Origin of the sequence: Pseudomonas spirodelae (assembly GCF_034653255.1) — a bacterium.
In the GTDB taxonomy this organism is placed as follows: domain Bacteria; phylum Pseudomonadota; class Gammaproteobacteria; order Pseudomonadales; family Pseudomonadaceae; genus Aquipseudomonas; species Aquipseudomonas spirodelae.
This window is the reverse complement of record NZ_JAYEET010000001.1, coordinates 323087-345421: the sequence shown is the minus strand read 5'-3', so window position 1 is coordinate 345421 and position 22335 is coordinate 323087. Positions and strand designations below refer to the sequence as shown.

Annotated in this window: 19 protein-coding genes and 1 tRNA gene; 7 read left to right on the top strand and 13 right to left on the bottom strand. The window is 54.6% G+C overall.

From position 1 onward, the window contains the following. The first annotated feature begins 252 nt into the window (after positions 1-252). From SOP97_RS01640 to SOP97_RS01625, 4 genes are all read left to right on the top strand, one after another. A complete protein-coding gene (locus tag SOP97_RS01640) occupies positions 253-729 on the top strand; it encodes a DUF6650 family protein (RefSeq protein ID WP_322947905.1) in 477 nt (158 codons plus the stop codon). 88 nt (positions 730-817) lie between these two features. Further along, a complete protein-coding gene (locus SOP97_RS01635) occupies positions 818-1549 on the top strand; it encodes a hypothetical protein (RefSeq protein WP_322947903.1) in 732 nt (243 codons plus the stop codon). 76 nt (positions 1550-1625) lie between these two features. Then, on the top strand, positions 1626-2462 hold the full coding sequence (locus tag SOP97_RS01630; protein WP_322947901.1) for a macro domain-containing protein: 837 nt from the start codon (positions 1626-1628) through the stop codon (positions 2460-2462). Between the two features lie 56 nt (positions 2463-2518). After that, a complete protein-coding gene (locus tag SOP97_RS01625; protein ID WP_322947899.1) occupies positions 2519-3073 on the top strand; it encodes a TIR domain-containing protein in 555 nt (184 codons plus the stop codon). An 828-nt stretch (positions 3074-3901) separates the two neighbouring features. Here the strand turns inward: SOP97_RS01625 and SOP97_RS01620 are convergent. The 5 genes from SOP97_RS01620 to SOP97_RS01600 all read right to left on the bottom strand — a co-directional run bounded on the left by SOP97_RS01620 (position 3902) and on the right by SOP97_RS01600 (position 7723). Further along, a tRNA-Gly gene (locus SOP97_RS01620) sits at positions 3902-3975 on the bottom strand. 96 nt (positions 3976-4071) lie between these two features. Beyond that, positions 4072-4956, bottom strand: coding sequence for an alpha/beta fold hydrolase (locus SOP97_RS01615; RefSeq protein ID WP_322947897.1), 885 nt, complete (start codon positions 4954-4956; stop codon positions 4072-4074). A gap of 387 nt (positions 4957-5343) precedes the next feature. Continuing rightward, on the bottom strand, positions 5344-6036 hold the full coding sequence (locus SOP97_RS01610) for a pseudouridine synthase (RefSeq protein WP_322947896.1): 693 nt from the start codon (positions 6034-6036) through the stop codon (positions 5344-5346). A gap of 2 nt (positions 6037-6038) precedes the next feature. Next, on the bottom strand, positions 6039-6254 hold the full coding sequence (locus tag SOP97_RS01605; protein WP_322947894.1) for a cysteine-rich CWC family protein: 216 nt from the start codon (positions 6252-6254) through the stop codon (positions 6039-6041). After that, positions 6251-7723 (bottom strand): sensor domain-containing diguanylate cyclase, encoded by a 1473-nt coding sequence (locus SOP97_RS01600; protein WP_322947892.1) that lies wholly within the window; start codon positions 7721-7723, stop codon positions 6251-6253. The genes SOP97_RS01605 and SOP97_RS01600 overlap by 4 nt, the downstream gene beginning before the upstream one ends. Before the next feature lie 340 nt (positions 7724-8063). On the opposite strand from SOP97_RS01600, the gene SOP97_RS01595 reads away from it, so the two are divergent. After that, the gene (locus SOP97_RS01595) at positions 8064-9422 is read left to right on the top strand and encodes a sigma-54 dependent transcriptional regulator (protein WP_274087787.1); all 1359 of its coding nucleotides are present in this window, start codon (positions 8064-8066) and stop codon (positions 9420-9422) included. 138 nt (positions 9423-9560) lie between these two features. Here the strand turns inward: SOP97_RS01595 and SOP97_RS01590 are convergent, their stop codons facing one another. The 6 genes from SOP97_RS01590 to SOP97_RS01565 form a co-directional block, all read right to left on the bottom strand. Continuing rightward, on the bottom strand, positions 9561-10754 hold the full coding sequence (locus SOP97_RS01590; RefSeq protein WP_322948021.1) for a transporter family protein: 1194 nt from the start codon (positions 10752-10754) through the stop codon (positions 9561-9563). Between the two features lie 204 nt (positions 10755-10958). Further along, the gene (locus SOP97_RS01585; RefSeq protein WP_322947888.1) at positions 10959-11687 is read right to left on the bottom strand and encodes a hypothetical protein; all 729 of its coding nucleotides are present in this window, start codon (positions 11685-11687) and stop codon (positions 10959-10961) included. Between the two features lie 39 nt (positions 11688-11726). Continuing rightward, on the bottom strand, positions 11727-12428 hold the full coding sequence (locus SOP97_RS01580) for a C39 family peptidase (RefSeq protein ID WP_411912006.1): 702 nt from the start codon (positions 12426-12428) through the stop codon (positions 11727-11729). A 77-nt stretch (positions 12429-12505) separates the two neighbouring features. Then, positions 12506-13495, bottom strand: coding sequence for a hypothetical protein (locus SOP97_RS01575; protein WP_322947886.1), 990 nt, complete (start codon positions 13493-13495; stop codon positions 12506-12508). A gap of 42 nt (positions 13496-13537) precedes the next feature. Beyond that, the gene (locus tag SOP97_RS01570; RefSeq protein ID WP_322947884.1) at positions 13538-14128 is read right to left on the bottom strand and encodes an adhesin; all 591 of its coding nucleotides are present in this window, start codon (positions 14126-14128) and stop codon (positions 13538-13540) included. A gap of 1 nt (position 14129) precedes the next feature. After that, entirely contained in the window at positions 14130-14588 is a 459-nt protein-coding gene (locus SOP97_RS01565) for a hypothetical protein (protein ID WP_322947881.1), read from the bottom strand. A gap of 694 nt (positions 14589-15282) precedes the next feature. Between SOP97_RS01565 and SOP97_RS01560 the strand changes: the two genes are divergently transcribed. Beyond that, entirely contained in the window at positions 15283-15735 is a 453-nt protein-coding gene (locus SOP97_RS01560; protein WP_322947879.1) for a hypothetical protein, read from the top strand. Between the two features lie 157 nt (positions 15736-15892). Here the strand turns inward: SOP97_RS01560 and SOP97_RS01555 are convergent, their stop codons facing one another. Then, positions 15893-16231, bottom strand: a complete 339-nt coding sequence (locus tag SOP97_RS01555) for a tryptophan synthase subunit beta (RefSeq protein WP_274087794.1) — start codon at positions 16229-16231, stop codon at positions 15893-15895. 72 nt (positions 16232-16303) lie between these two features. Continuing rightward, a complete protein-coding gene (locus tag SOP97_RS01550) occupies positions 16304-20641 on the bottom strand; it encodes a retention module-containing protein (RefSeq protein WP_322947877.1) in 4338 nt (1445 codons plus the stop codon). A gap of 332 nt (positions 20642-20973) precedes the next feature. On the opposite strand from SOP97_RS01550, the gene SOP97_RS01545 reads away from it, so the two are divergent. After that, positions 20974-22317, top strand: coding sequence for a TolC family outer membrane protein (locus SOP97_RS01545; RefSeq protein ID WP_322947875.1), 1344 nt, complete (start codon positions 20974-20976; stop codon positions 22315-22317). Positions 22318-22335 lie beyond the last annotated feature (18 nt).

Here is a 22335-nt window from a genome sequence, read left to right as displayed (position 1 = left end):
CAGGCACTCGACGCGCCTGCTAGACAGGCCTGCCGCCCGACAGTAAGTTCTTGCTCTAGCGGTGCAGCCACCCTGCACCCGATTTCGTCTTCTGCCGTTTTTCGTCCTCCCCATGTCGCGTTTTTCACGCGTGGCTGCTTAGAACTCAAACGCTTCGCAAGTGACAGGGAACGTTATCAGGCACCAAGAAGGGTGTTATGCGACAGCGGTGTCGTCTAATTAATAGTTATGTGTCTTAGCAAGGAGCACTCATTGAAATTTGAAAGAATATATAAAAACATCACAGGCCTGAGCTGCCCAATATTCGGCATTCAGTGGAATGCTCCTGTTATAGAAGCAGATGAAGCCAAGAGTATTATTGTCTTTCTCGAAGATAAACGTGTTCTTTTCAATCCTGCCAACATGGAAGACTCAAATCATTGTGCTCTGAGCGTACTTGAAATCCGGTCTGAAATAACCAAAGCACTACAAGCATTGCCAACAAGCTCAAACTTATCGAACTCGTTAAAACGCATGAGAAAATCCTGCCACGACTTCAGCAATAAACTCGGCCACCCAAAATTTTCGACATTTGATCAGCCTGTACAAGTATCAATACTTGAGAGAGAACTTTTTAAATTACGAGAAAAATTCGGTGTATCGGTTGCGGAAATATCGGTTGCATATGGAGTTGACGTAGATGATGGTTTGGCAAGCATCATTCCGTTCAATAACGCAACAAACACATAACAAGTGGTTCAAATCGCTCGCTGTGCTCGCTGGGGCGGGCTAAAGCCCGCCCCTTAACCAAACGTTATGTTCTTTACATGGAGTACGCATGATCAGCCTTCCAGATACAGTATTTATAGCCTTTGGAGTAGTGGCCGCTGCAATAATTGCCGGGGTGTTCTCTTATATAAATTTAGTTTCTGTTAAGGAATCAAAAGTATCTGAATTCCGACAAGACTGGATAAACGATCTGCGTAAAGAAATATCAGAATACATATCAGCAGCTAGGGCGCTGATGGAGAAGCTGAGGAATGACAATCACCGGCAGATGATTCCAAAGCAAGACTTCATGGCAAAAAAGAACAACCATGGAGACCTTTACAATCAGATGCTAAATTCTAAAGTAAGCATTCTCCTAAGAATAAATGACAAAGAAAAAGAAGAAAAAATCAAAGTAATGAACAATGAATTTCTATCTCTTGTCGAAAACATTCATAACGACTTTGAATCTGCTGAATTCGGCAATGCTGAAGAAAAAATTGAAACCCTCATCAGCAAATCTCGGGAGCTACTAAAATACGAGTGGAACCGGGCAAGAGACGGAGAATTAGGATACAGGGTTACGAAATACGCGGCTTTAACTACTGTGGGTTTATCTATTACCTTTCTCGTAGTCGTCGCCATATTAAAAATATCGCCACTCACACCGAACAATCCTGAGCCAACACCAACAAAAGAAGCATTAGAAAAAGTTGAGCAGCCCGTCGTCAAAGAACATAACAATTCGTTGAAACCGCCTGCTCCGCAGGCTGGGACGTCCGGCAAGCCGGCCGCCCCTTAACTCAAGCGTTAGGGCTCAAGCCTGTGACTACAATCCGTAGCATGTAGATGTATAGAAATGATAAGGGCATAAATTAATGACCAAGGTTAGCTTTTTTGATCGAAGAGTAATTGAGACTTTTCTCAAGGTCACCGCTTTCATAAGCACTGCTTTATCATTGATTGTAATTTTCGTTGATATACCAAAAGAGTGCAAGGAAGTATATGGAGGGACTTTCTTAATAAGCTTGTTGCTTATCTATTTTGGGATATGGGTTTGGTCAAATAAACTTACAAAGATCAATGTCACTATCGAAGGAAGCGATGTGACTATAAAAGTGGGTGATATTTTTCAAGAGGCTGATTTTAAGGTTATTGCTTTCAATGAGTACTTCGATACTCAGGTAGATAATAAAATAATTTCAGAAAGCTCGTTGAATGGAGTATTTATTAAAGAGCATCTTGATATTGCAGTTTCAGATCTGGATGAACACATAGCTGCTTATAGTTTTTATGAAGATGAAATTTTGGGCGCTAACGAGAACAGAACGCAAGGCAAGAAACTTCGACACCAAATTGGTTCTATTTGTATTTATAAAGATTACCTGCTGACAGCCTTTGCTAAGTTTGATGATTCAAACAAAGCATTAATTACAATGCCAGAGTATTTGGAGTTTTTGATTAACTTCTGGGATCGGGTGAATAGAGTTTATGCACAAAAAAATGTATCAACACCTATATTCGGATCAGGCATAACACGAATTCAAGGGCATAAAAATATAAGTGATGAAGACCTACTTAAAATCATGCTCTGGACCTTTAGGATTAGTGAAATGCGTTTTAAATACCCAGCCAGACTTACCATTATTGTCCACGAGGATAAGATTGATAAAATTAATCTTCTGGACATAAAGTCGGCTAGAAGCGGTATTTAATTTTAGTGAGTAGCAGCCTTGTGAGAATAGATTAAGCGTATTATTTGGAGCTAAAAATGGCATATCGTAACGGAACATATGTGGCCTTTCACGCAGGCGGAACCACAGACCCAACTAAGTCAGATATTAAGTATTACAATACAATGAAGATGTGGGATGCTAGCAAGCATATTGAATTTAGCCTATGTAATAGCCATGAAAAAACTTCGTCAGTACGAGACTCGTCAAATAAAGAAACTCTGAAAAGAAGCTTGATTACAAGGCTTAGAAATTCTAAGCAATTTCTATTGATACTTACAAAAACCACAAAAAATGATACAGATTGGGTTCCATTCGAGATTGCCTATGCTGTCGACACTTGTGAGTTGCCATTAATACTGGCATACCCTGATTACGATTCAATAATGGCTCCGGCTGAATTATCCGATTATTGGCCTCCGGCACTAAAAGCCAGAATCGAGAACGGCTCAGCAAGAGCTATTCATATACCTTTTAGAAAAGCACCCGTTTTAGATGCCTTGAGTCAATTCGGTATAACTAACAAAAATTATCCTACAAATGGGTATGGTTACTACACTCGCGAAGCTCATCAAGAATGGGGGCTGGTATAGCCCTAACAAGTCAATTAACTACGCGCCTACGGCGCCGGACGCAGCAAAGCTGCGCCGGTTATTGAGGCGTTAGAGATTTATCGAAAAGTGCAGACTCGCCTGATAAGTGAAGCGCTCATAATATTCCTGCTTGGAGGCCTGCCTCTTATAGCCAGCCATTTCCTTGGTGGAGCAAAAGAGCTAGAGGCAATGATTGGAGCGCTCATAACCAAAAACAGTTTCCTTACATAATACTTAGTGGCGCTATTCGGTGCGTTCCTAGTTGTGTGGGGATAAATTGGTTAATTTGGAAACGCACTGACTCAAGCAGAAAGACATGGAGCATAATTACTCATACTCTTCAAGAGGCTGGGGCTGGCGCATTGAGCCTAATAAGGGTTGCTTCTGGGGTCATGCTTACATTTCCGTTAATCTGGCTAGTAGCCGAGCCTGGAAACTTTAAAATAGAGATAGTTTCCCACTTTATACTCTATGGTTTGATCGCCTATGCCGAGTGCGTAATAATCTCTGGTTGGTATAAGCATATGCAACGCAAAGTCAGAGTAAATCTTTAACAAGTGCTATATGGACTCTCCCCACAAGTAGTGAGCAAAGCTTTCCTAACCCTGTCGTCAGCGCGGTTGCATTCGTATAGCCGGCCTGTTTTGGGCTTTTCCGCCCTAGCCATTCTGTAGTTCGCGCAGCGGGGGCCAAGCGTTCAATCGATCACGTGGATCATGATTGTCACCTGTCTGAGTCGGCAGCCTTTCGGCTGCGCCGGCTTAGGGCTTAGGCCAGAGAGCAAAAAGCCCCGGAACCTTGAGGTTTCGGGGCTTTTTTACTGCGATTTGGAGCGGACGATGGGAATCGAACCCACAGCTCTAGCTTGGGAAGCTAGGGTATTACCACTATACGACGTCCGCAGCGGGTGCCTTTATACCGGAAGTCTTGGCCGAAATGAAGCCTGCCGCGCGGTTATCTGTGCTTTTGCGCGGCAGGCTTGGGTTTACGGCGCGGTTTCATACGGCGATCGCGTGGTGCGGGTTGGACGCTGCTCGGTAGCTGGCGCTGTTGCGCGCCGGGGCTTGGAGGAATTTCAGCAGGGCGGTTTGGCTTTGCAGCCATGCGCCTTTGTGTTCCATATCCAGAAAGTGCCCGGCGTTGTTGATGGTGACGAACTGGCAGTCGCTCAGGTACTCGGCAAATATGCGCACGTCCTGCGCGGCGGTGTATTCGTCGTGTTCGCCATTGATAAACAGCAGCGGGATGTCGATAGCCGCCAGGCATTCCATCTGGCAGTGGTTGTCCATGTGCACCACCTGGTTGATGTGCGCATACATCTGCAGGTATTCGTGGCGGTCGAGACGGCTGATATGGCGCTGGTTGTAGCGTTTGAACAGCGAAGGCAGGTATTTGCCGATGGTGCTGTTGACCAATTGGCCGACCTGTTCGCCGTCGGTGGCCTGCAGGCAGACCATGCCTTTCTCCAGGTAATCGAGCATTGGCTCGTTGAGCAGGGGTGAGAAGGAGGTGATGACGGCTTTTTCGATGCGCGCTGGGCGCTGGGCCAGGGCGAGCATGGCGGCAACGCCGCCCCAGGAAAACGACATGAGGTAGTCCACCTGAAACTGCTCGATCAGTTCCAGCAGGATGCTCGCTTCATCTTCTTTGCTAATCGGCCGGGTATTGCTGTTGTGCGGCTTGGATTGGCCGGCATAGGGCTGGTCGTACAGCACCACGTTGAACTGCGGTTGCAGGTATTTGATGGTTTGCGCGAAGGCGGCGGTGGTGGCCAGCGAGCCGTTGATCAGGATGATGGTCTTGCGCGCGCTGGGGTTGGCGTAGAACTCCGTGTGTACCTTGAACGTCCTGTGTATATCGACGACAGCAATGGCTGGCTTCATGTCGTTTCCTCCTGGCGCATAAAAGTGGTCACGGCTAACGGTGGTAGCGTTAAGCCGGGCTATTTAGGACAGATAGATAAGCGCCTGGACGTGACAGCAAGATGTCAGGCTGGAGGATTTTATAAGTTGTTTATTTTCAATCAGTTAGGGCTGAAACAGAGCATCGTCCACGGCCCTTTTTACAGGTGTGGAGCGGTGTCTTTAACCAGGCAGGAACCCATTTTGCGCAGTGCGCAAGCAACCAAAAGAACGCTTAGATGGCTTTCGTGACTCGCAAGTCACGTTAAGACCTTATGGCTCGATTTAAGCAGCCGCGTGTTGCACTCACAAGTCTTTATTTGTTTTTTCTTCCACCGCTGGTCGTATGCCGAGAAAGCGGCAGGTGGTTTAGCAGTGGTTGATTTCTGCGGCACTGAGTGCGCGGTACTGGCCGGGTGCGAGCTGGGGGTCGAGTTCGATGGCGCCCATGCTCAGGCGATGCAGGCCGATGACTTTGTTTTGGAAGTGGCCAAACATGCGCTTGACCTGATGGTAGCGGCCTTCGTGCAGGGTCAGCAGGGCGCTGTTGCTGCTAAGGATGACCAGTTCGGCGGGCAGGGTGGTGAGGTCTTCATAGGCGAAGTACAGGCCGCCGGCGAATACCTCGATGTACTCAGGCGTTATCGGTTGTTCGGTTTCGACCCGGTAGACCTTGCCCAATCGGCTGCTGGGTTCGGTCAGGCGGCGCGACCATTGGCCATCGTTGGTGATGAGCAGCAGGCCGCTGGTGTTGAGGTCCAGGCGACCAGCCAGGTGCAGGTCGGCTTTATCCGGCTCATCCAGCAGATCAAGTACGGTGCGGTGTTCATCGTGCGCGGTGGCGCTGACCACGCCAGGCGGTTTGTGCAGCATAAAGTAGCGCGCGGCTTTGCCAGCTTGGAGCAATTGGTCATCCAGCTCGATGCGGCTGAATTGGCTGATTTCGTACAGGCCGTCGCCGACCACTGCGCCATCCACCCGTACTTGCCCGCTGGCCAATAGCCGACGGGCGGCTTGGCGATTGAATTGCGGCAGGTTGCTGATAAAGCGGTCGAGGCGCATGGCTAGTTGGTTGCAGGTGGCGAATCAGGCGGCAGGCCTTGCGCGCAGCGTGGGCACAGGCAGCTGCGGTTGCGCAGTTCTGCTGGCACGTTGGCCAGTTGCTGGGCGTCGACCTTTACGGAAAAACACCAGCAGTGCGTCACGGGTGAAGCGCTTGCGGCTTGGGCGCATTGGTTGAGCTGCCCACAGCAGGGGCAGTGGCTCGGTGCATCACTCATGCGGTTTCTTCACACAGGCGGTTGCGCCCGCTCTGCTTGGCCCGGTACAGCGCGCGGTCGGCGCGGGTGATCACTTGCTCCAGCGATTCATCGGCCTGCAGGTGGGCCAGACCGATGCTGGTGGTGATCTGCAGGTCGACGTCATTGAAACGGATGCTGCTTTGCTCCGTTTGCTGAATGATTTTCTCGGCCAGTTCGCGGGCCTGCTCGGGCGTGGTGTCTTTGAGCAGCAGGATAAATTCCTCACCGCCCCAGCGGCAGATGATGTCGGATTTACGCACGGTATTGCGCAGGTGGCTGGCAAAGCGGCGCAGCATTTCATCACCGGCCATATGCCCCTGGCTGTCGTTAAGCTGCTTGAAGTTATCCAGGTCGAGCATCAGAACGCACAGCGCGCTTTGGTTGCGCCGGGCTTCCTGCATGGCTTGGTTGGCGAGCAGGTTAAAGCCGCGGCGGTTGGGCAGTTCGGTCAGTTGGTCGGTGGTGGCCAGAGCGCTGATTCGGCGCTGATAACGCCGTAGCGCCACGTTAACCAGGGTGATGATAAGAGCGGTGATCACCAGGCAAATCAGCAGGTTTATGTACAGCGATTGGCGGATGCCGGCCACCGCGCCGTCTTCGTGTGTATCGACAAACAGATACCAGTTCAACTCAGGGATAAATCGCACGTTGAGGAAGTGGCCGCGGCCTTGTTCCTGGTATTCGAAATCACCGCTCTGCGGCTGGGGCAGCTTGACCATCAGCTCTTCCAGGCCGGCAATTTCGTTGAGCGACTGGCCGACGCGTGCGCCCAAGGGGCCGCCGCTGGATCCGGTGAGGACCAAGCGGCCTTCGGTGTCGACAAGGAACACGCTGCGGTTATAGCGCTGCTGGTAGGTGTCGATCAGTTTGACCACGGCGTCCACGGTTAGACCGACACCGGTTGCGCCGATAAAGCGCTGTTGGTAATCGAACACCTTGTAATTGATAAACACGGTCATGCGATCGCTGTTGGCCATGTCGATGTCGACGTTGATCTCGTAGGGCGCCTGCATGTCGCGCACACGGAAATACCAGTCATCACGCGATTGGTCTTTCTCGACCTTTTTGAGTACGCCCTTGGCCTGATAGTAGGTGTGGGTTTTCTCGGAAACAAAGAAGCTGGTGACCGTGGCGTAATGCTCCTGCACCTCGCGTAGGTAGCGGACAACCTGTTTGGCATCCTGCTCACCGTCCATTACCCAGTCACGCATAAACGTGTCGCGGGACATCATCGAGGAAATCAGGATGGGCCTGACCAGATCCTTTTGGATTTCCGAATAGACGTTATCCGAAGTCAGTGGCAGCTCGGTGTGGATGATCCCTGCACGTATGGAGTCGAGGGCCGCGTAATAGCTGGCCAGGGAGGTGGCAAGGAAGCCACACCCCAGTAGTACCAGCAGTAAGACAATCAACGGCCATTGGCGAGGCAGGGAAGATGAGTCAGGCATGCAAGGCTCTGCTGGTTAAATACTCACTGCATTGTAGCGCTCGATACTGAGCAGGGCGGCTACAACAGGGTTTGGCTGATGTGCGCGGAGTAATGGCGCTTGCTGCACTTAACCACGATTGCCCTGATGCCGCTAGACCGTGCGACTCACCAAAAGTCCGCATCTCCATACTGTTTTTACTCGCGCCTCCAGGGCTTCTAGGCGTTGAGTCGATAGCTCGGCGCCACACGCAGGGTAATAAGCCCTTGGCTATCTAGAGCGAATCGTTCGCTCATTTGTGTCAAATTATTGCTACTTTTGCTCGGGTTGGCTATTTTTTTGACCCTTGAGTGAGGTTCGCATGTGTGTTGTTGCCGTTGAGCCCCGTCGGCTGCTGGTTATTGAGCCGTGCGAGGAGTGTCGAGGCTTATTCCCACGGTTGCGAGCGGCAGGATGGTTGGTTGAAGCGCGCTCGTTAAGCGATGTAGGCATTCATCCTTGTCAGGTTGGCATGCTCTGTTTTCATTCCGGATTGCTATCACGCCTGGATGAAATCAAGGCTGTGATTGCGAGCAATGTTGCTGAGTGGGTGGCGTTGGTCAGTGCCCAAGACATGTCCAAAGCCAAGTTGTGCGACTTCATCAGTGAATGGTTCTTTGATTTTCATACGATGCCGGTTGACCTGAGTCGCCTGATTGTCACCTTGGGGCGTGCTTGCGGCATGGCCCTCCTGCGCGAACAGAGTGATAAGTTTCTGGCTGACGAGAGCCATGAATTACTGGGCGAAAGTGAATCGATTCGCCGTGTGCGCAAACTCATGGAGAAACTCGGGCCGACCGATACGCCGGTGCTGATTCGCGGTGAAAGCGGGACGGGTAAAGAGCTGGTTGCCCGCAGCCTGCACCGGATGTCCGCGCGGTCCAACATGCCGTCGGTTGCGATTAATTGCGGTGCCATCCCGGAAAACCTAATTCAGTCTGAGCTCTTCGGGCATGAGAAGGGCGCCTTTACCGGTGCTCACCAGCGCAAAATAGGGCGCATCGAGTCTGCCGATGGCGGCACCCTGTTTCTGGATGAGATCGGCGATCTGCCTTTGGAGATGCAGGCAAATTTGCTGCGCTTTTTGCAGGAAATGACCATCGAACGAGTCGGCGGGTCCAAAGCGATTTCGGTCAATGTGCGGGTGATCGCTGCGACCCACATCAACCTGGAAGAGGCTGTCGCCAGCGGCACATTTCGCGAAGACCTCTACTACCGCCTCAACGTGTTACAGGTGCAGGTGCCGCCGTTACGCGAACGCGTGCTCGATGTGCCGCAACTGGCCGCTCACTTTGCCAGCCTGTTCAGTGTGGAGACCGGTCGCCGCCCGCGGCGCTTTAGCCAGGCTGCATTACTGGCAATGACCTCGCACCATTGGCCCGGCAATGTGCGCGAGCTGGCTAACAGAGTCCGGCGTGGGTTGGTTATCGCGGAGGGCAAGCAGATTGAAGCCGAGGATATTGGGCTTGATCGGGGCATCCAGCGGCCACCGTTAATCGGCACCCTAGAAGAATACAAGCTGCGAGCCGAACGCCAGGCCGTTGGCGATGCGCTTATGCAGCACTCGCAGAATCTCAGTCAGGCGGCACGCGCGCTGGGTATTTCTAGGCCCACCCTGTACCGCCTCTTGCATAAGCACCAATTAAGTGGGGTAGGGGGGCTTGGAAATACGGGCTCTTAGAACCGGCTCACGCTCTCCTGGCCGTCAGCCATGCCGCGTTAAAAACAGGCTCGGAATGCTCATTTACAGCTCGTAAACTGCGCTTCCTCGCCTGTTTTTTCTTTGTCTGACGCTAGTCCAAAAGACCGTGCATAGGCTTTAGAAGTAATAGGGGAATTTGATACTAAAGCTGAAGTCCGGGGCGTCGGGGGTCAGGCCAATCGACAGGTTTGGCACGATGCTCATGTTGGCTGTTGGGGCGAAGGTCATGCCGACGTTGAAGTAGGCCGCGTTGTAATTGCTGTTATCCACTGATTGCCAATCGCCGTCGTCAGGCTTGATCTTGCTCTTTTGTGAGATCAGCTCGGAAAACGACAGGGCCAAGCTCATTTTTTCGTTTAGCGCGAAGGCTACGCCCAAGCCGAAATTGATGGTGTTGCCCAGCTTCACCTTGCCCGGCACTTTCACGCCTTGCTGGGAGCTGATGTCGTCGAAGCTGTCTTCAAGGTTGTAGGTGTAGCCGATATTGCCGAAGACAATGGCGGGGTCGTAGGTTTTGACCAGCGAGAGGCCGGTGGTTACGCCCCATACTCCGTTGCCGGTTGGCAGGTCTTCGGGGACGAACAGGTTGTCGTTGCCTGAGGTTTCCACCAGTTTGATGCCGTAAGGGTCTTTGCCGGTGGGCGCACGCACGTCAACACTGAGCACGCCGTCGGGCATGCCAGCCGCCTCGTCGAGAAACTTGTAGGCCACGCCAAAGGTGATGTCGCCAATGCGTGGGTCGCCGGTAACGCTCTGCTCGCTAAAGCTGGCGGTTGAGCCGCCAGCACCCGCCGAGGAGTAAGTCGATTCGCGGTAGTTGACCGGCACGGTCATGCTGTACTGCCAGCGGTCCCGGTTGTAGCGTCCGGTCACGTCCAGGGTGTAACTGTCAGAGTTGATCTCATCGATATTGATATTGCCGAGGAAGATCGCATCCAGCGCCAGAAAGCCGTTTAGGGCGAGCTGGTTGGAGTTGTAGTGGGTGTAGGTTAGGCCGGTTTCTAAACTGAATGCGCCGGTACCGAAGAAGCCGCTGGCCTGCTGGTAGACGTCTTCAACGCTTTCGGCGGGCTTGGAATCATCTTTGAGCGAGGCGCCGTAAGAAGACGGTGCACCGCCCACGGTCCGGCCGGAACCGACAAGGCTGCGTTGCGGTGCCGCAGCCTGTTGCCGGTCGCGGGCTTCCACTGCGCGGAACCGTTGCTCAAGCACCATCAGCGCATTCTGCTGCGCCTCATAACGCTTTTGCAGTGTTTCAATCTCTTGACGAAGGGCGGTTATTTCGGCGCTGTTCTCGGCTGCGTTGGCCATGCTGATGGCGCTCGCTATGGGCAATATCAACAAGTAAGCGGGTATGCGCATAAGGATCACTCCATCAACTCTGATTATTATTTGACCAGCCTAGACACACTTGCCGGGCTGTGCCGAAAACATCGGCTCAAGATGGGGCTCACAGGCGCTGAAATGTCCGCGCCTGGAAAGTACAGCGCTTGAGGTCGCGCTTAGATCAGCCGCTTAATAACCGGCACGCTGCATGACGCCTAACTGGCTCAGGTTGCAGTAGACCCGCTGCTGCGCCGCCGGATTCTCTTGCATGGCCACGGTCAGCGAGGTGAGGTTGCGTACCTGGTTCAAGGTGCCGCCGATATTGGCCTGCTGATTGATACCGCCACGCCCGATCGACTGGCGGGCTACCCCTTGGCCCTGATTGGCTTGTAATTGCATCTGCAGGCCACCATTGGCAGAAGAGACCTGCACCGTGCCGGCGTCATTGCTGAACTGCTGATTGCCACTCCAGCTTTGCCCCGTCGTGGCGATTGGTTGCCCGGCGCTGTGAGTGATCGCGATGTCAACGTAGTTTTCGCCAGTGTTGTAGTCACCCGCCGTGCGTACGCTCTGGGAGATGCCCTGAACGTTATTCAGGCCTTGGCCTCCGATGACTTGGCCCTGACCTTGGCCTGGCACACCGCCGCTACCTGCCGTATTCAGCGGCGTGACGTTCAGGTTGGCCGTCAGATTACTCACTGACAGATTGACCTGGGCACCAATGGTGGCGCCGCTGCTGTTGCGCCATGACGTCGACATGGTTACGCCGAAATGCACAATGCCTTCGGGCAGAATGTAGCGGCCGCGCAGGGTGGCCATCTCGGCATCACTGATTTCGATAGGTTGAAACAAACTCGATGCGCTAACCGGCATTGCCGGTAGCAACAGGCTGGCAAGCATCCATGTTTTGAGTTTCATTGCAGACTCCCGGGGCCTCTTGCCCGCGCGCACTGTGTGCTAGAAAAAATCACTCTGAATGAATCCGAACTCCATGAGCTCGGCATCGTTGACCAGTTTGTAACCCGCTAAGCGGTTCCTGGCGGTCAATGGCTCAGGTGGGTCAAGCAATGGATTGTTGCGGTCATAGCCGGGGCCAATCAGGGCAAAGACAATGCCGTTCCAGCCCTTGGTGAACTCGTCCATGGTCATTTTCTTGTGGCCCAGCACCGGATCTCCGACGTACACCGAGTCATCGGCTGTGCGCTGCATCACCACGAAATGTTTGTAGCCGCGAACCTCAATCAGCACGATCACCGGGATGCTGACACTTTTCAGTTGGCTACTTTCGATACGGTAGCCGCGGGCACGCATACCTAAGCTGGTTGCGTAGTTCTTCATGTCCAGCATGGAGAAGCCCTTGCTGCGCACTTGCTCTTCGTCGGCCACCGCGAGCATGCCGTGGATGACTTGTTCTTCACTCAAATCCCAGCCATAGGCCTGGTTGAGAATGGTCGCTACGGAGGCGGCTCCGCAGCTGAAATCGGTTTTTTGCTCGACCAAATGACTGAAGCGCCGCTCACGGATGCTTTGCACTGGTTTGAACACCATGCCACCGCCTGGCAATACCGCGAGCGGCATATTCTGGGCAGCTGCAGCCGGCTGCAGATAAACACCGCAGAGGGCAGAGCAGAGCATAAGCGTCGGTACAAAACGCAGCATGGGTTGCAACACTCCGGTTATTGAAACACCTGCATAAAGCGCAGGGCCCTTGCTGGCACCCCGCGCTATCGGTTGCGTTACTGGCTAGCGCACGCAGTACAGCCGACTGCCACTGCCAGCGAATTGCTCTGCTGGTTACCGCCACCGGCGGCAATGTTGACGCCAACGTTGCCGCTGGCACCGTTCAGCGAGTTGCTCAGGCTGGCGGTGTTAACGACAGCGGTATTGAAGCCGGCAACAACTGGGATCTCCCCGGTAACCGAGCCCGAGAGGCCAAGCGTGCCGGCCTCGTTAAAGGCCAAAGCACCCCCGTCGTCATTCAGGTCAGAGCCACCCTGAGTGGCGGTATCCAAGTCAAAGTGGCCATCTGGGCTGCCAGCCGGGTGAGAGTCGCCCGTCCAGATATCGGGATAGACGTTGCCAATCTGGTCAGACTGCCCGCTGTAGGTACCTGTGCCACTCATGCTCAGGCTCACAGCCGCTGTGCCGTAGTCCAGGGTGGCATTGTTTTTGGTGACGTTGCCATTGGATACCTGGCTCACATTCACGCCGGCATTCGCCGCATAGGCGGTTTCCGATACGCCAATGGCCATGTCATTTTTCTGCTGGTTGAAGTTACCGGCAGCGATATTCACGCCTACGTTACCGCTGGCCCCGTTGGCCGAGTCGGCCATCGACGCGGTATTAGGCACGCTGAAATTACGCAGGGTGTTGTTACGCGCGGTTTGATCCACATCGATAGTGGCGCTGGCGGCGGTACCAAACACCATGTACGCATCGGCCACGGCAATGGCCCCGGCGTTGGCTTGCTGGTTGTTGTCGCCGGCAGCCACGTTGACGCCGACATTGCCTGAAGCGCCGCCGAGTGAGCCTTCCACAGTGGCGTCGTTCACGGTGCCTTCATTACGTACCAGGTTGTTATGGTTGTTCTGGCTATCAACAATGCTGGCGTTGCCACCATTTTGAGGGCCTTTGTTGCGATCACCGCCCTGGTCGGCATAGACGCCTGCGGACAGAACGGCAGCCAATGCAAATGCCAGTGGCTTGAGCATGAATTGAGCTTTCATTTTTGTTTCTCCATTCGCGGTTGTGTTGGCGGATACGCGGAGTTATTCCGTGATCCGTATGCCGAGGCTATTGATGCTGCGATTACCTACTCCGGCGCTCTGGTTCAACTGGACCACTCCGCGGCTGTTACTGAATGCGCTGTCGTCTACCGAGACAATGCGCTCTGCGCTTAGTGGTTCTGCTGCCCCCGAGATGCTTGACGGCCTGACGCTTTGTTGCGCCAACGCACTGTCATCCAAGCCCTGCGCAAGACCGCTGGTGATGCGCATTGCATTGATCTGTTGGTTGCCGCTACCGGCCCCCTGATTGATCCCCACAACACCGTTGCTGTTGGCAAATGAGCTGCCGCCAATGCTGGCGCTGGCAACCATGCCGGGTGGGTTTATGGGTAAATGGTCGGTGTTCTGTTTGACGTTGGTGGTCGCCGTGGCCTGCGCATTCACACCGCTGCCAATGGCTATGGCGCGGGCGTTAGCCTGCTGCTGAGCATCGCCTGCAGCCTGATTAATCATCAGTACACCTTGATGGTTCTGGCCGCTTTGGTTGAGGCTGGCAGTGGCTTGCATGGCTGGCTCGGCCAGCAATAATTGGCTGCACAGGGCGCTCGCGAGAAATAGCGTTAGCTGGCGCATGTCATTGTCCTAAGCTCATTTTTTGCAGGGGGCGCAAGCCGGTTTGTATGGCGCCGTTGATGCGTCCGCTGAGGCCGCCTGTTGTGCCCCCGGTGTCATCGCCCCCGATGGCTGCACCCAGCCCAGGCATGTCATTACCCGCCGACTGGGGCATGCTGTTTGAACTGGAGAGGTTGTTGGTTTGTCTTGTCAGCGCGCTGTTGGATACCGACAGGCCGGTGTTGATATGGGCAAAGTCACTGTCATTCAGCTCGGCACTCGCATTGCGCGGCAGCCCGGCCTGGACAGTTAGCGGGTGAGGGTCTGCAACCAGTTCCGTTCGGGTTGCGGCACGCGGTTGAACGTCGCGTGTGAGGACGATTAAGCCGTTATCGGCGTATACCGGATTGTTCAGCAGCACCATCACCAGCGCGCTGCTCAGCAACCCTGTGCATGTGATTCTGCTGAGCTGCTTGTGCATTTTTAGGTTCCCTGTGCAATGCGTTGTATCTACGACGGTAGACAGAGCAGAGAACATGCCACCAATTTAATTTCCTTAAATATCAATAAGATGGTGATTATTTTGGCCAGCTTAATGGTGTATGTGTAAAGCCGGTGAAACTTGGCTTTCAGGCAAAAATGGTTTTAAAACATAGGCTTGCCCGCCGATGGGTATGTGGCGTGTCAGCTGTACGGTGCAATGTGTTGCATCGCTGAAACAGGTGCAGGCTGTACCTATCACCTGGCCTGCTGAGTGAAGGGCGATAGCCGTTATGGCCTGAGCATCATCTAGGGCTGACTCTGCGAGAGTTTTAGGGCCGCTCAACATATTTAAATGTGCTGGTTTTCAGGGTGTAACGCTGGGTTGATTTCAGGAGGGGCTGACCGACCGCCGAGCCTGTTCAAAGGACAGGCCGGTGCTACGCCTTTTTAAGGTTTAGGCGATTGAGTCGTGACTAAGTGAGGCGTGACGCAGATCACGAAGGGGCGTGAATCAACCGTTGATAGTTGAGCTGGGCTTTGGGGGTGTTGTCGAATCAATCTGCAGAAAGCAATTGGTCGGATACTTGCTGTCCATCAGCGCACCAAAGCGCTTATGCCGCTGTCAGATCTATCGGGAGTCCCCCTGGTAGCGACAACGGTCGTTGCCATACCTGCGGTCGAAGGAGGCCGCTATGCCCTATAAAGCGATGCTCTTGGCGTTGTTGCTGATGTTTTTAAGCGGTTGTGCGGTCTACGGTGGTGGCGGTGGTTATGACGATCACCGTTATGATCGAAGGCATACCAGCACTTATTACCAGGTCCACCGCTACCCTGTGTATGCGGTGCCGCAGCCACATCGCTACTCGGCATACCGCCATGATGGCCGTCGCTATGATAATCACCGCCAGCCGCCGCGTTATTACGCACCGGCCCCACAGCCCCGCCATTATCAAACGCGTAAGTATCAGAAGCGCCATGATGACCGCGCACCGCAACCGCGTGCGAGCTGGGGTGGCCATGCTGAACGCGATTTTTCGCGCGGCCATCAGTTTTCGCGCCAACAGCGCGGCAATGCATCGCGTAACGAAGAACGCCGTGCAGATGAGCGCCGCGATAGCAAGCGGGGATGGGAGCGGCAGCGCTGAGTACCGAGCCGCTGGAAACGCAAGGAGGCTTACAGGTGCTACGCGCTCGGCGTGTCACGTGCGAGCCAGCGCCCAAGCGCTAACAGCTGTTATTAAGTGCGGGTTGCCCGCGAACTTTTGGGTTTGAATCGGAAAAACCTTATACCGTTGGTCGAGGTCAGATCAGTTCTGACTCATCATCATTAATCAGCCGATGCAAACCGCCCAGTGCATCCCGCGCCTTGCTACGGCCGACCAACTTGCTCTGCGCCGCTTCCGGTAGATCGGTAATGCGCACCACGCCCTTGCGGATGAGCACGGTGATCAAATCTTCCAGTACCCGGATCATGTCCAGGTCGCTCTGTTCCAGTTTAAGCAGGCTGCTTTCAGCTATCTGATTGGCATACCACGCCTGAGCCTCCTGGCTGTCCGCCAACAACTCACCATCCATACCCTCGAAAGGCGCTGCTTCGACCTGCTGCAGATTGCCCCAAGCATCGCGTTTTACATACAACATCGATCGCTCCCTAGTGCCAACGGCTTCCCTTGAACGAAAACCCCGCTAACCCATGTTAGCGGGGTTTTCTTGTTAGGTGTGATCGACCTTGATGACAGGGTCGGCGCCAGCGATCAGCGAGTTGATACTGCTGCTGGATAGATTCACTCCGGCCAACTCAATGGTCATGTCAGCATTAGCCGCCGCGCCGCCAGTATCATTTAAGTGACCCTCGGTGCTGATCAGCAGGCTTGAGGTGCCGCTAGCATCGGTGACTAGTTGCAGGAACTTGCCGATAGTGGCATCGGTTTCGCCTCGCAATAGATCGCGGAGATCGATGCGGTCCTCTTCTGGGTTGAAGTCCTTGATCACGTCGTTGCCTAGATCGCCGTTCTTCCAGACGAAGGTGTCGCTGCCAGCGTCACCCCGTAAATTGTCGTTGCCGGTGCCGCCGATGAGGATGTCGTCGCCGTCGCCGCCGAGCAGGGTGTCGTCGCCAGCATTGCCAAACAGCCGATCATTGCCGATGCCGCCATTCAGGGTGTCGCCGCCGCTGCCGCCGTACAGCACATCATGCCCGGCACCGCCATTGAGGGTGGTCGCAATGCTTCCCGCCAGCAAGGTGTCATTGCCGTCGGTGCCTGTCAGGATGCTGCCGGCCTGGTAGGTCAGGCTGACATCGGCGCTATCGCTGCCACCTGCACTGCCGGTGGCAGTGTAGGTACCACTTACCGTGCTGGTGAAGTCGCTTGCATCGAAACCGTTGCCACCCAGGGTCAGATCCAGGTCGTAGTTAACATTGCCGTTACTGGTCTTGGTAACCCGGATTTGGTAGTCCTGATCACCTGGGCCGGTGTTGGCGATGATTCCATTGTTGGCGAGAGTCGAGTAGCTGCCGGAGGTCCCTGTGCGGTATTCGAAACCGATTGGGTTACTGGATGTCACCTGCAGTGTTTCTCCAGCATGCAGGCTGATGGTCAGCACATCGCTTCTGTTGTTACTACTACTGTTACCCCTCAGCGATCCACTTACCATGAGCGAGGCGGTGGTGGGCGATTCTAGCTCGAAACTGTCACGCGATATGGTGGCGGCACTATCGCGCGTGCTTATGACGCTGACCGACGGTTGCGTCTCTGGCAGCCAGCCCGTATTTAGTGCCAGATTGTTGCCACTCAGCGTGCCACCTTTTGCGGCAACGTCGTTGGCCAGCAAAGCTTCGGCCGGTACTACGACACTGTTGGATAGGATATTGGTGATGATGTTGTCGTCAGCCGCAATCGTCGTGCTGCTGTTAACCACTATTTTCAGAAGGCCTGAGTCGGTGTCTGCGTCCTTATCGATGAGAGTAAAGAAGATGCGCTCAGTGCCTGCGGTTCCAGTGGTGGGCGGTGTGTAGTTATACGAACCGCTGGACATATCGATAGAGAAACTACCGCCCAAGGCGGTGGTAAGGTTTAGGGTGTCACCGTCGATGGTGGGAGCACCTACCGACGTGATGTTGTCATCAGCCAGGTTGTAGGTGTAGAGAATGCCATCCACTGTGATCGTCATTACACGCCCGCCGTCACCACCAAATCCGGTGGTGCTAGCGCTGCCTGTCACCAGGGAACCGGCCAGCTGCTCGGCCTGCAGCGTGGTGCCAATCAGTACGCTAGACAGCTGGCTCAGCTGGGTAACGACTTTGACCAGATCAGTGTTGTCGTCTCTGCCGGTGGCTCCGTTATAGCCGATCGGGTTCAGTTTAGCGGCTGATACGCCGGAGCCCATGCCAATAGCGTAGGAAACAACCTTGTTGGCAGTTAGGAAGGCTTCCCAGTTGGCCTGTCCGACATCACTGGTGCCATTGATGCTGTTGGCATCGAACCCTGGAGCAAAACCCGCTTGGATACCGACAGAGTTACTGGTGCCAACATTGGAGCGGTTTGGCGCTCCGTCACTCAAGAAGTAAGAAACGTTTTGTGTGCCTAGCGCTGTTACGGGACCATTGGCGCCATATTCGGCCGGGTTGAAGGAGTCAATGAGCTCCTGCAGCGCGGCGTCGTAATTGGTGAGCGTAGTGTCACTTGAGCGGGGGACGGTGTTTATCAAGTTGAGTGCGGCATCAAGGCTAACCCAGCCATTGGACAGCTGGGTGCTCGAGGAGCCAAAGAGGCTGATGTTCACTTTTACATCGCCATTATCGGCTGCAGTCAGCGTGGCTTTGTACTCATTGAGCAGTTCGGTTATGGCCTGTTTGGCAGCATCTAGCCGGGTTAGTCCACTTATGCCTGAGGCGTCATTCATACTGCCTGATACATCGAGGCTGATCATTATGTTGGCGTTGAAAACGGTTGCAGAACCGGTGGTTTGCACTATGACACCAGCATACGGGGCATCATCTTCAATTTGCACGGTCAGTGAGCCGGTGCTGCTATTCAGCCCATCAGAAATGGTTACGCCAACGTCGAGGTCCAGTACATCTTCGCCAGTGGTATCGGGGTGGTCGACAGGGCCCAGCAATGTCACGGTGTAGCCCACACTGCTCGCGTTGCCCGCAACGGAACTGTTACCACCATTGAGGCTGATCTCGATAACGCTGTTGGCACCGGCCTTACCCTGGATAACCGCTTGATTGCTGCCGTTATCGCCATAGCTCCAGATAATGGCAACTCCACCCGATGTGAGGGGAGGTAAGGTAGCGATGTCTAGACTAACGGTGGCTGTTCCGCCGTCATGGCTGATTGCCAGGGTGCCGGTCTGGATGGTGCTGTCGTTCACGCCGTTGGAGCCCTGGATGCCTTCTGATAGCGCCTCTTCGGATACGGTAACGATGGCGGAAGCAATGGTCGGCGCGGTGGTGTTATCTGTGATGGTGGTGTCAGCGCTGGCGGTCTGGCCGGCGGCGCCGTCGACGATGTTGATCGCTTCGAACTGGCCGGTGTCCTGCACGGACTCGATGCTGGCGGTGAAGGTTTCGTTGTCGAAGTCGGCGTCTTCATTGGTGGCGACGGTCAGGGTTGCACTGCTGCTGCCTGCGGCAATGGTGACGGTCTGGTTGCCGGCGGCGTAGTCGCCGACTTCGGCGCTGCCGTTGGTGAATTTGACGACCACGCTAGTCGCGTTGGTGACGGTGACGGGATTACCGTCCTTGTCGACCAGCTGCACGGTGTAGTCGGTGGTGGTCGCGCCTTCGACAACGGTCGTTGGGCCACTGATCACGGCGTAGACAGTGTCTTCAGCGCCTGGGGTGCCTGGAGGCGTCGGTGAGCCTGGGCCGGCGTCATCGGTGATGGCGCTGTTGGCGGTATTGTTGCTGCCGATGGCGACGGCCTCGAAGGTCGCGTCGGTGTCGGTGACGCCGCTGATGGTGGCGACCAGCGGCTCGCTGCCTTCGTTGAGGTAGTCGTCGGTGGCGCTGATATCAAAGGTAGCGCTGCTGCCGTTGGTGATGGTGACGCTGGTTGGCAGTGCGCTGGTATCAGTACCGCCTGCAGCCGTACCGGTCCAGTCCAGGGCGACATTGACGGACTTGCCCGCAGGCACGGTGACGGCCACGCCATTGGTGTCTTGCAGGGTTACGGTGTAAGTCAGCTTGCCGCCTTCGGCGACGGTGTTGGCGTCGACGCTGATCACGGCATAGACCTGATCACTGTCATCTGTGACTGTGGTTGAGGTGGTGCTGCTGGTGTTCAGCGCTTCGTAGTTACCACCGGTGGTGCCGACGATTTCGAAGGTGACGGTTTCGTCGTCTTGCTTATAGACGTCGTCACCACGGGTGTCGACTTCAGTGGAGCCCGTGCTTGCGCCGACCGGGATGCTAATGGTGTTGCCATTACCTAAGTTGATAAACAGCGGCGAGCCGGTGACTGGGCTGCTGACCGTGGCTGTAACAGTGATCTTGCCACCTTCGGTGACGGTGCCATCGGAGGTAAGGTTGATGGCCGCACTGATGCCTTCGGGGATAGCGGCGTTGTTGTCATCCGGTTGACCCAGTTCTTCTCTGACGAACTCTGTTGCGAAGTCGAGGCCTTCGGTAGGGAAACCAATAGTCGGATCCAACTGCTCGCCAGTCTCGTCCAGCAATACAAAGCTATGCCCGCCCCCTGCAGCACCGCCGGTGCCGCCGCCAGTGCCTTGGCCTGCAGCGGTGGCTTCAAGCTCTGTGGTGGGGTCGAGGCCGGCAGCTAGGGCCTGTTCCAGGCTTGAGTCGGGCTCGGCTTTATCGTCCTCAGCTTGAGCTGCACTGGGCGCTGCTTGCCAGCTGCTGTTCTGCGCCACATTGACCACATCGCCACTGGCCAGTTGCAAGGTCACTTCGCCGCCCAGGCCTGTAAGGACCTGCTCGCCCATCAGCAGACGCTCACCTTCGAATATCTGACGCTTGAGGCCGTCGAGGGAAACGGCAAACACTTGTCCTACAAGGCTTTTGACGATAGCGGCGATAGTGCTCATAAGGTGAAGCTCCCTGAATGATGTGCAGCTCGCTCATTGAGCGGCGACTACTACTAGTTAGTGCGAGTTCCCGATGCGGCAATCTTCTGTCTTTCCGGCGTGACATATTTTTGGCATATAGCTATTTGGAATTAGGTATATGCCAAACTATTGACTGGCTCGTCGGGATAATAAACAATGCCGCGGCCGATGTCACTTTGATATTGGCGAGTAATTCTGTGATGCGCGTCACGTGCTGCTTGCTGTTTTATGTGTCCAGCCGGGCGCAGTGTCAAGCGTGGGCTCTTCGCGGGTTAAGTCGCTCGATCTGTCTGAATAAGGAATTTCACCAAATGCGTTTTCTTGCTCTCGTCCCCCTTGCTTTGGCGGTCTCTCTGGCAGCCCATGGCCAGTCACTTAATGAAGCCATGCAAAGTGCCCTTGAGATGCATCCGGAGATTCAGGCGGGGATTAATGCGCGCTTGTCGGTTGAAGAGCAGATGAAGGCCGCCAAGGGTGGCTATCTGCCGCAGGTTGATCTGTTGGCCGGTTATGGCCGTGAAGGTACGGATAGCCCTGGCACTCGTGGTAATACCCACAACACTGAAACCCTTAACCGTGGCGAGTCGAGCCTGCGCTTGCAGCAGATGGTTTTCGATGGTTTTGCGACGCGCAGTGAAGTTGGCCGCCAACGCGCCACGGTTAATGCGCGTGCCTATGAGTTGCTAGGCACTGCCGAGCGCACTGCCCTGACAGTGGCGCAGGTGTATTTGGATGTACTGACCCGTCAGGAGTTGGTGCGTCTTGCCGAGACTAATCTGGCCAGCCATGAGCGAATCTACGATCAGATCACCTTGCGTAGCCAGAGTGGCGTAGGGCGCACAGCGGACCTTGATCAGGCGGAGGCGCGTTTGGCGCAGGCGCGTAACAACCTGATCACCGAGCAAACTAACCTGGCAGACGCGCAGGTCAATTATTTCAGCGTGGTTGGCCGCGATGCCAGTGAGCTGAGCCGCCCTGCTGGCCTGGTTGGTCGGTTGCCGGAAAGTTTGCCAGCGGCCCGTCAGGAAATGCTCGCCAACAATCCGCTGTTGAGTTCTGCCGAGGCGGATGTAAAGGCCACTGAACAGCAGTATGAAGCGGCTAAGTCGAGTTTCTATCCGCGCTTTGATGCCGAACTGTCACGCGGTTTAGACAACAATATCGATGGCGTCAGCGGCCATAGCAACGAGTGGCAGGCGATGCTGCGTATGCGCTACAACCTGTTTGCCGGTGGCAGCAACAAGGCGGACCTGCAATCCAAGGCCTATCAAACCAACCAGGCCATGGATATTCGTAATAACGCCCTACGCGTATTAAATGAAGAGCTGGGTTTGGCTTGGAACGCTCGTGAGAATGCTCGCCAGCAGTTGCCGATTGCCCAGCAATATGTTGATTACAGCAGCCGCGTGCGTGAGTCCTATCAGAAGCAGTTCAGCCTGGGTGATCGTACCTTGCTGGATTTGCTCGACAGTGAAAACGAGTTGTTCACCGCCTCGCGCCGTCTTGAGGAAGTGCGTTTCACCGAGCTGTTTACTCAATACCGGATCAAGGCCACCATGGGCTCCCTGCTCAAGAGTCAGGGTGTAGTCGCGCCAATGGCCGCTGCGCCGCTGGACGAGATCAAGACCCAGGTGAATTTGCCGGGTCTGAATTGAGCCAAGTTGAGTACGAGT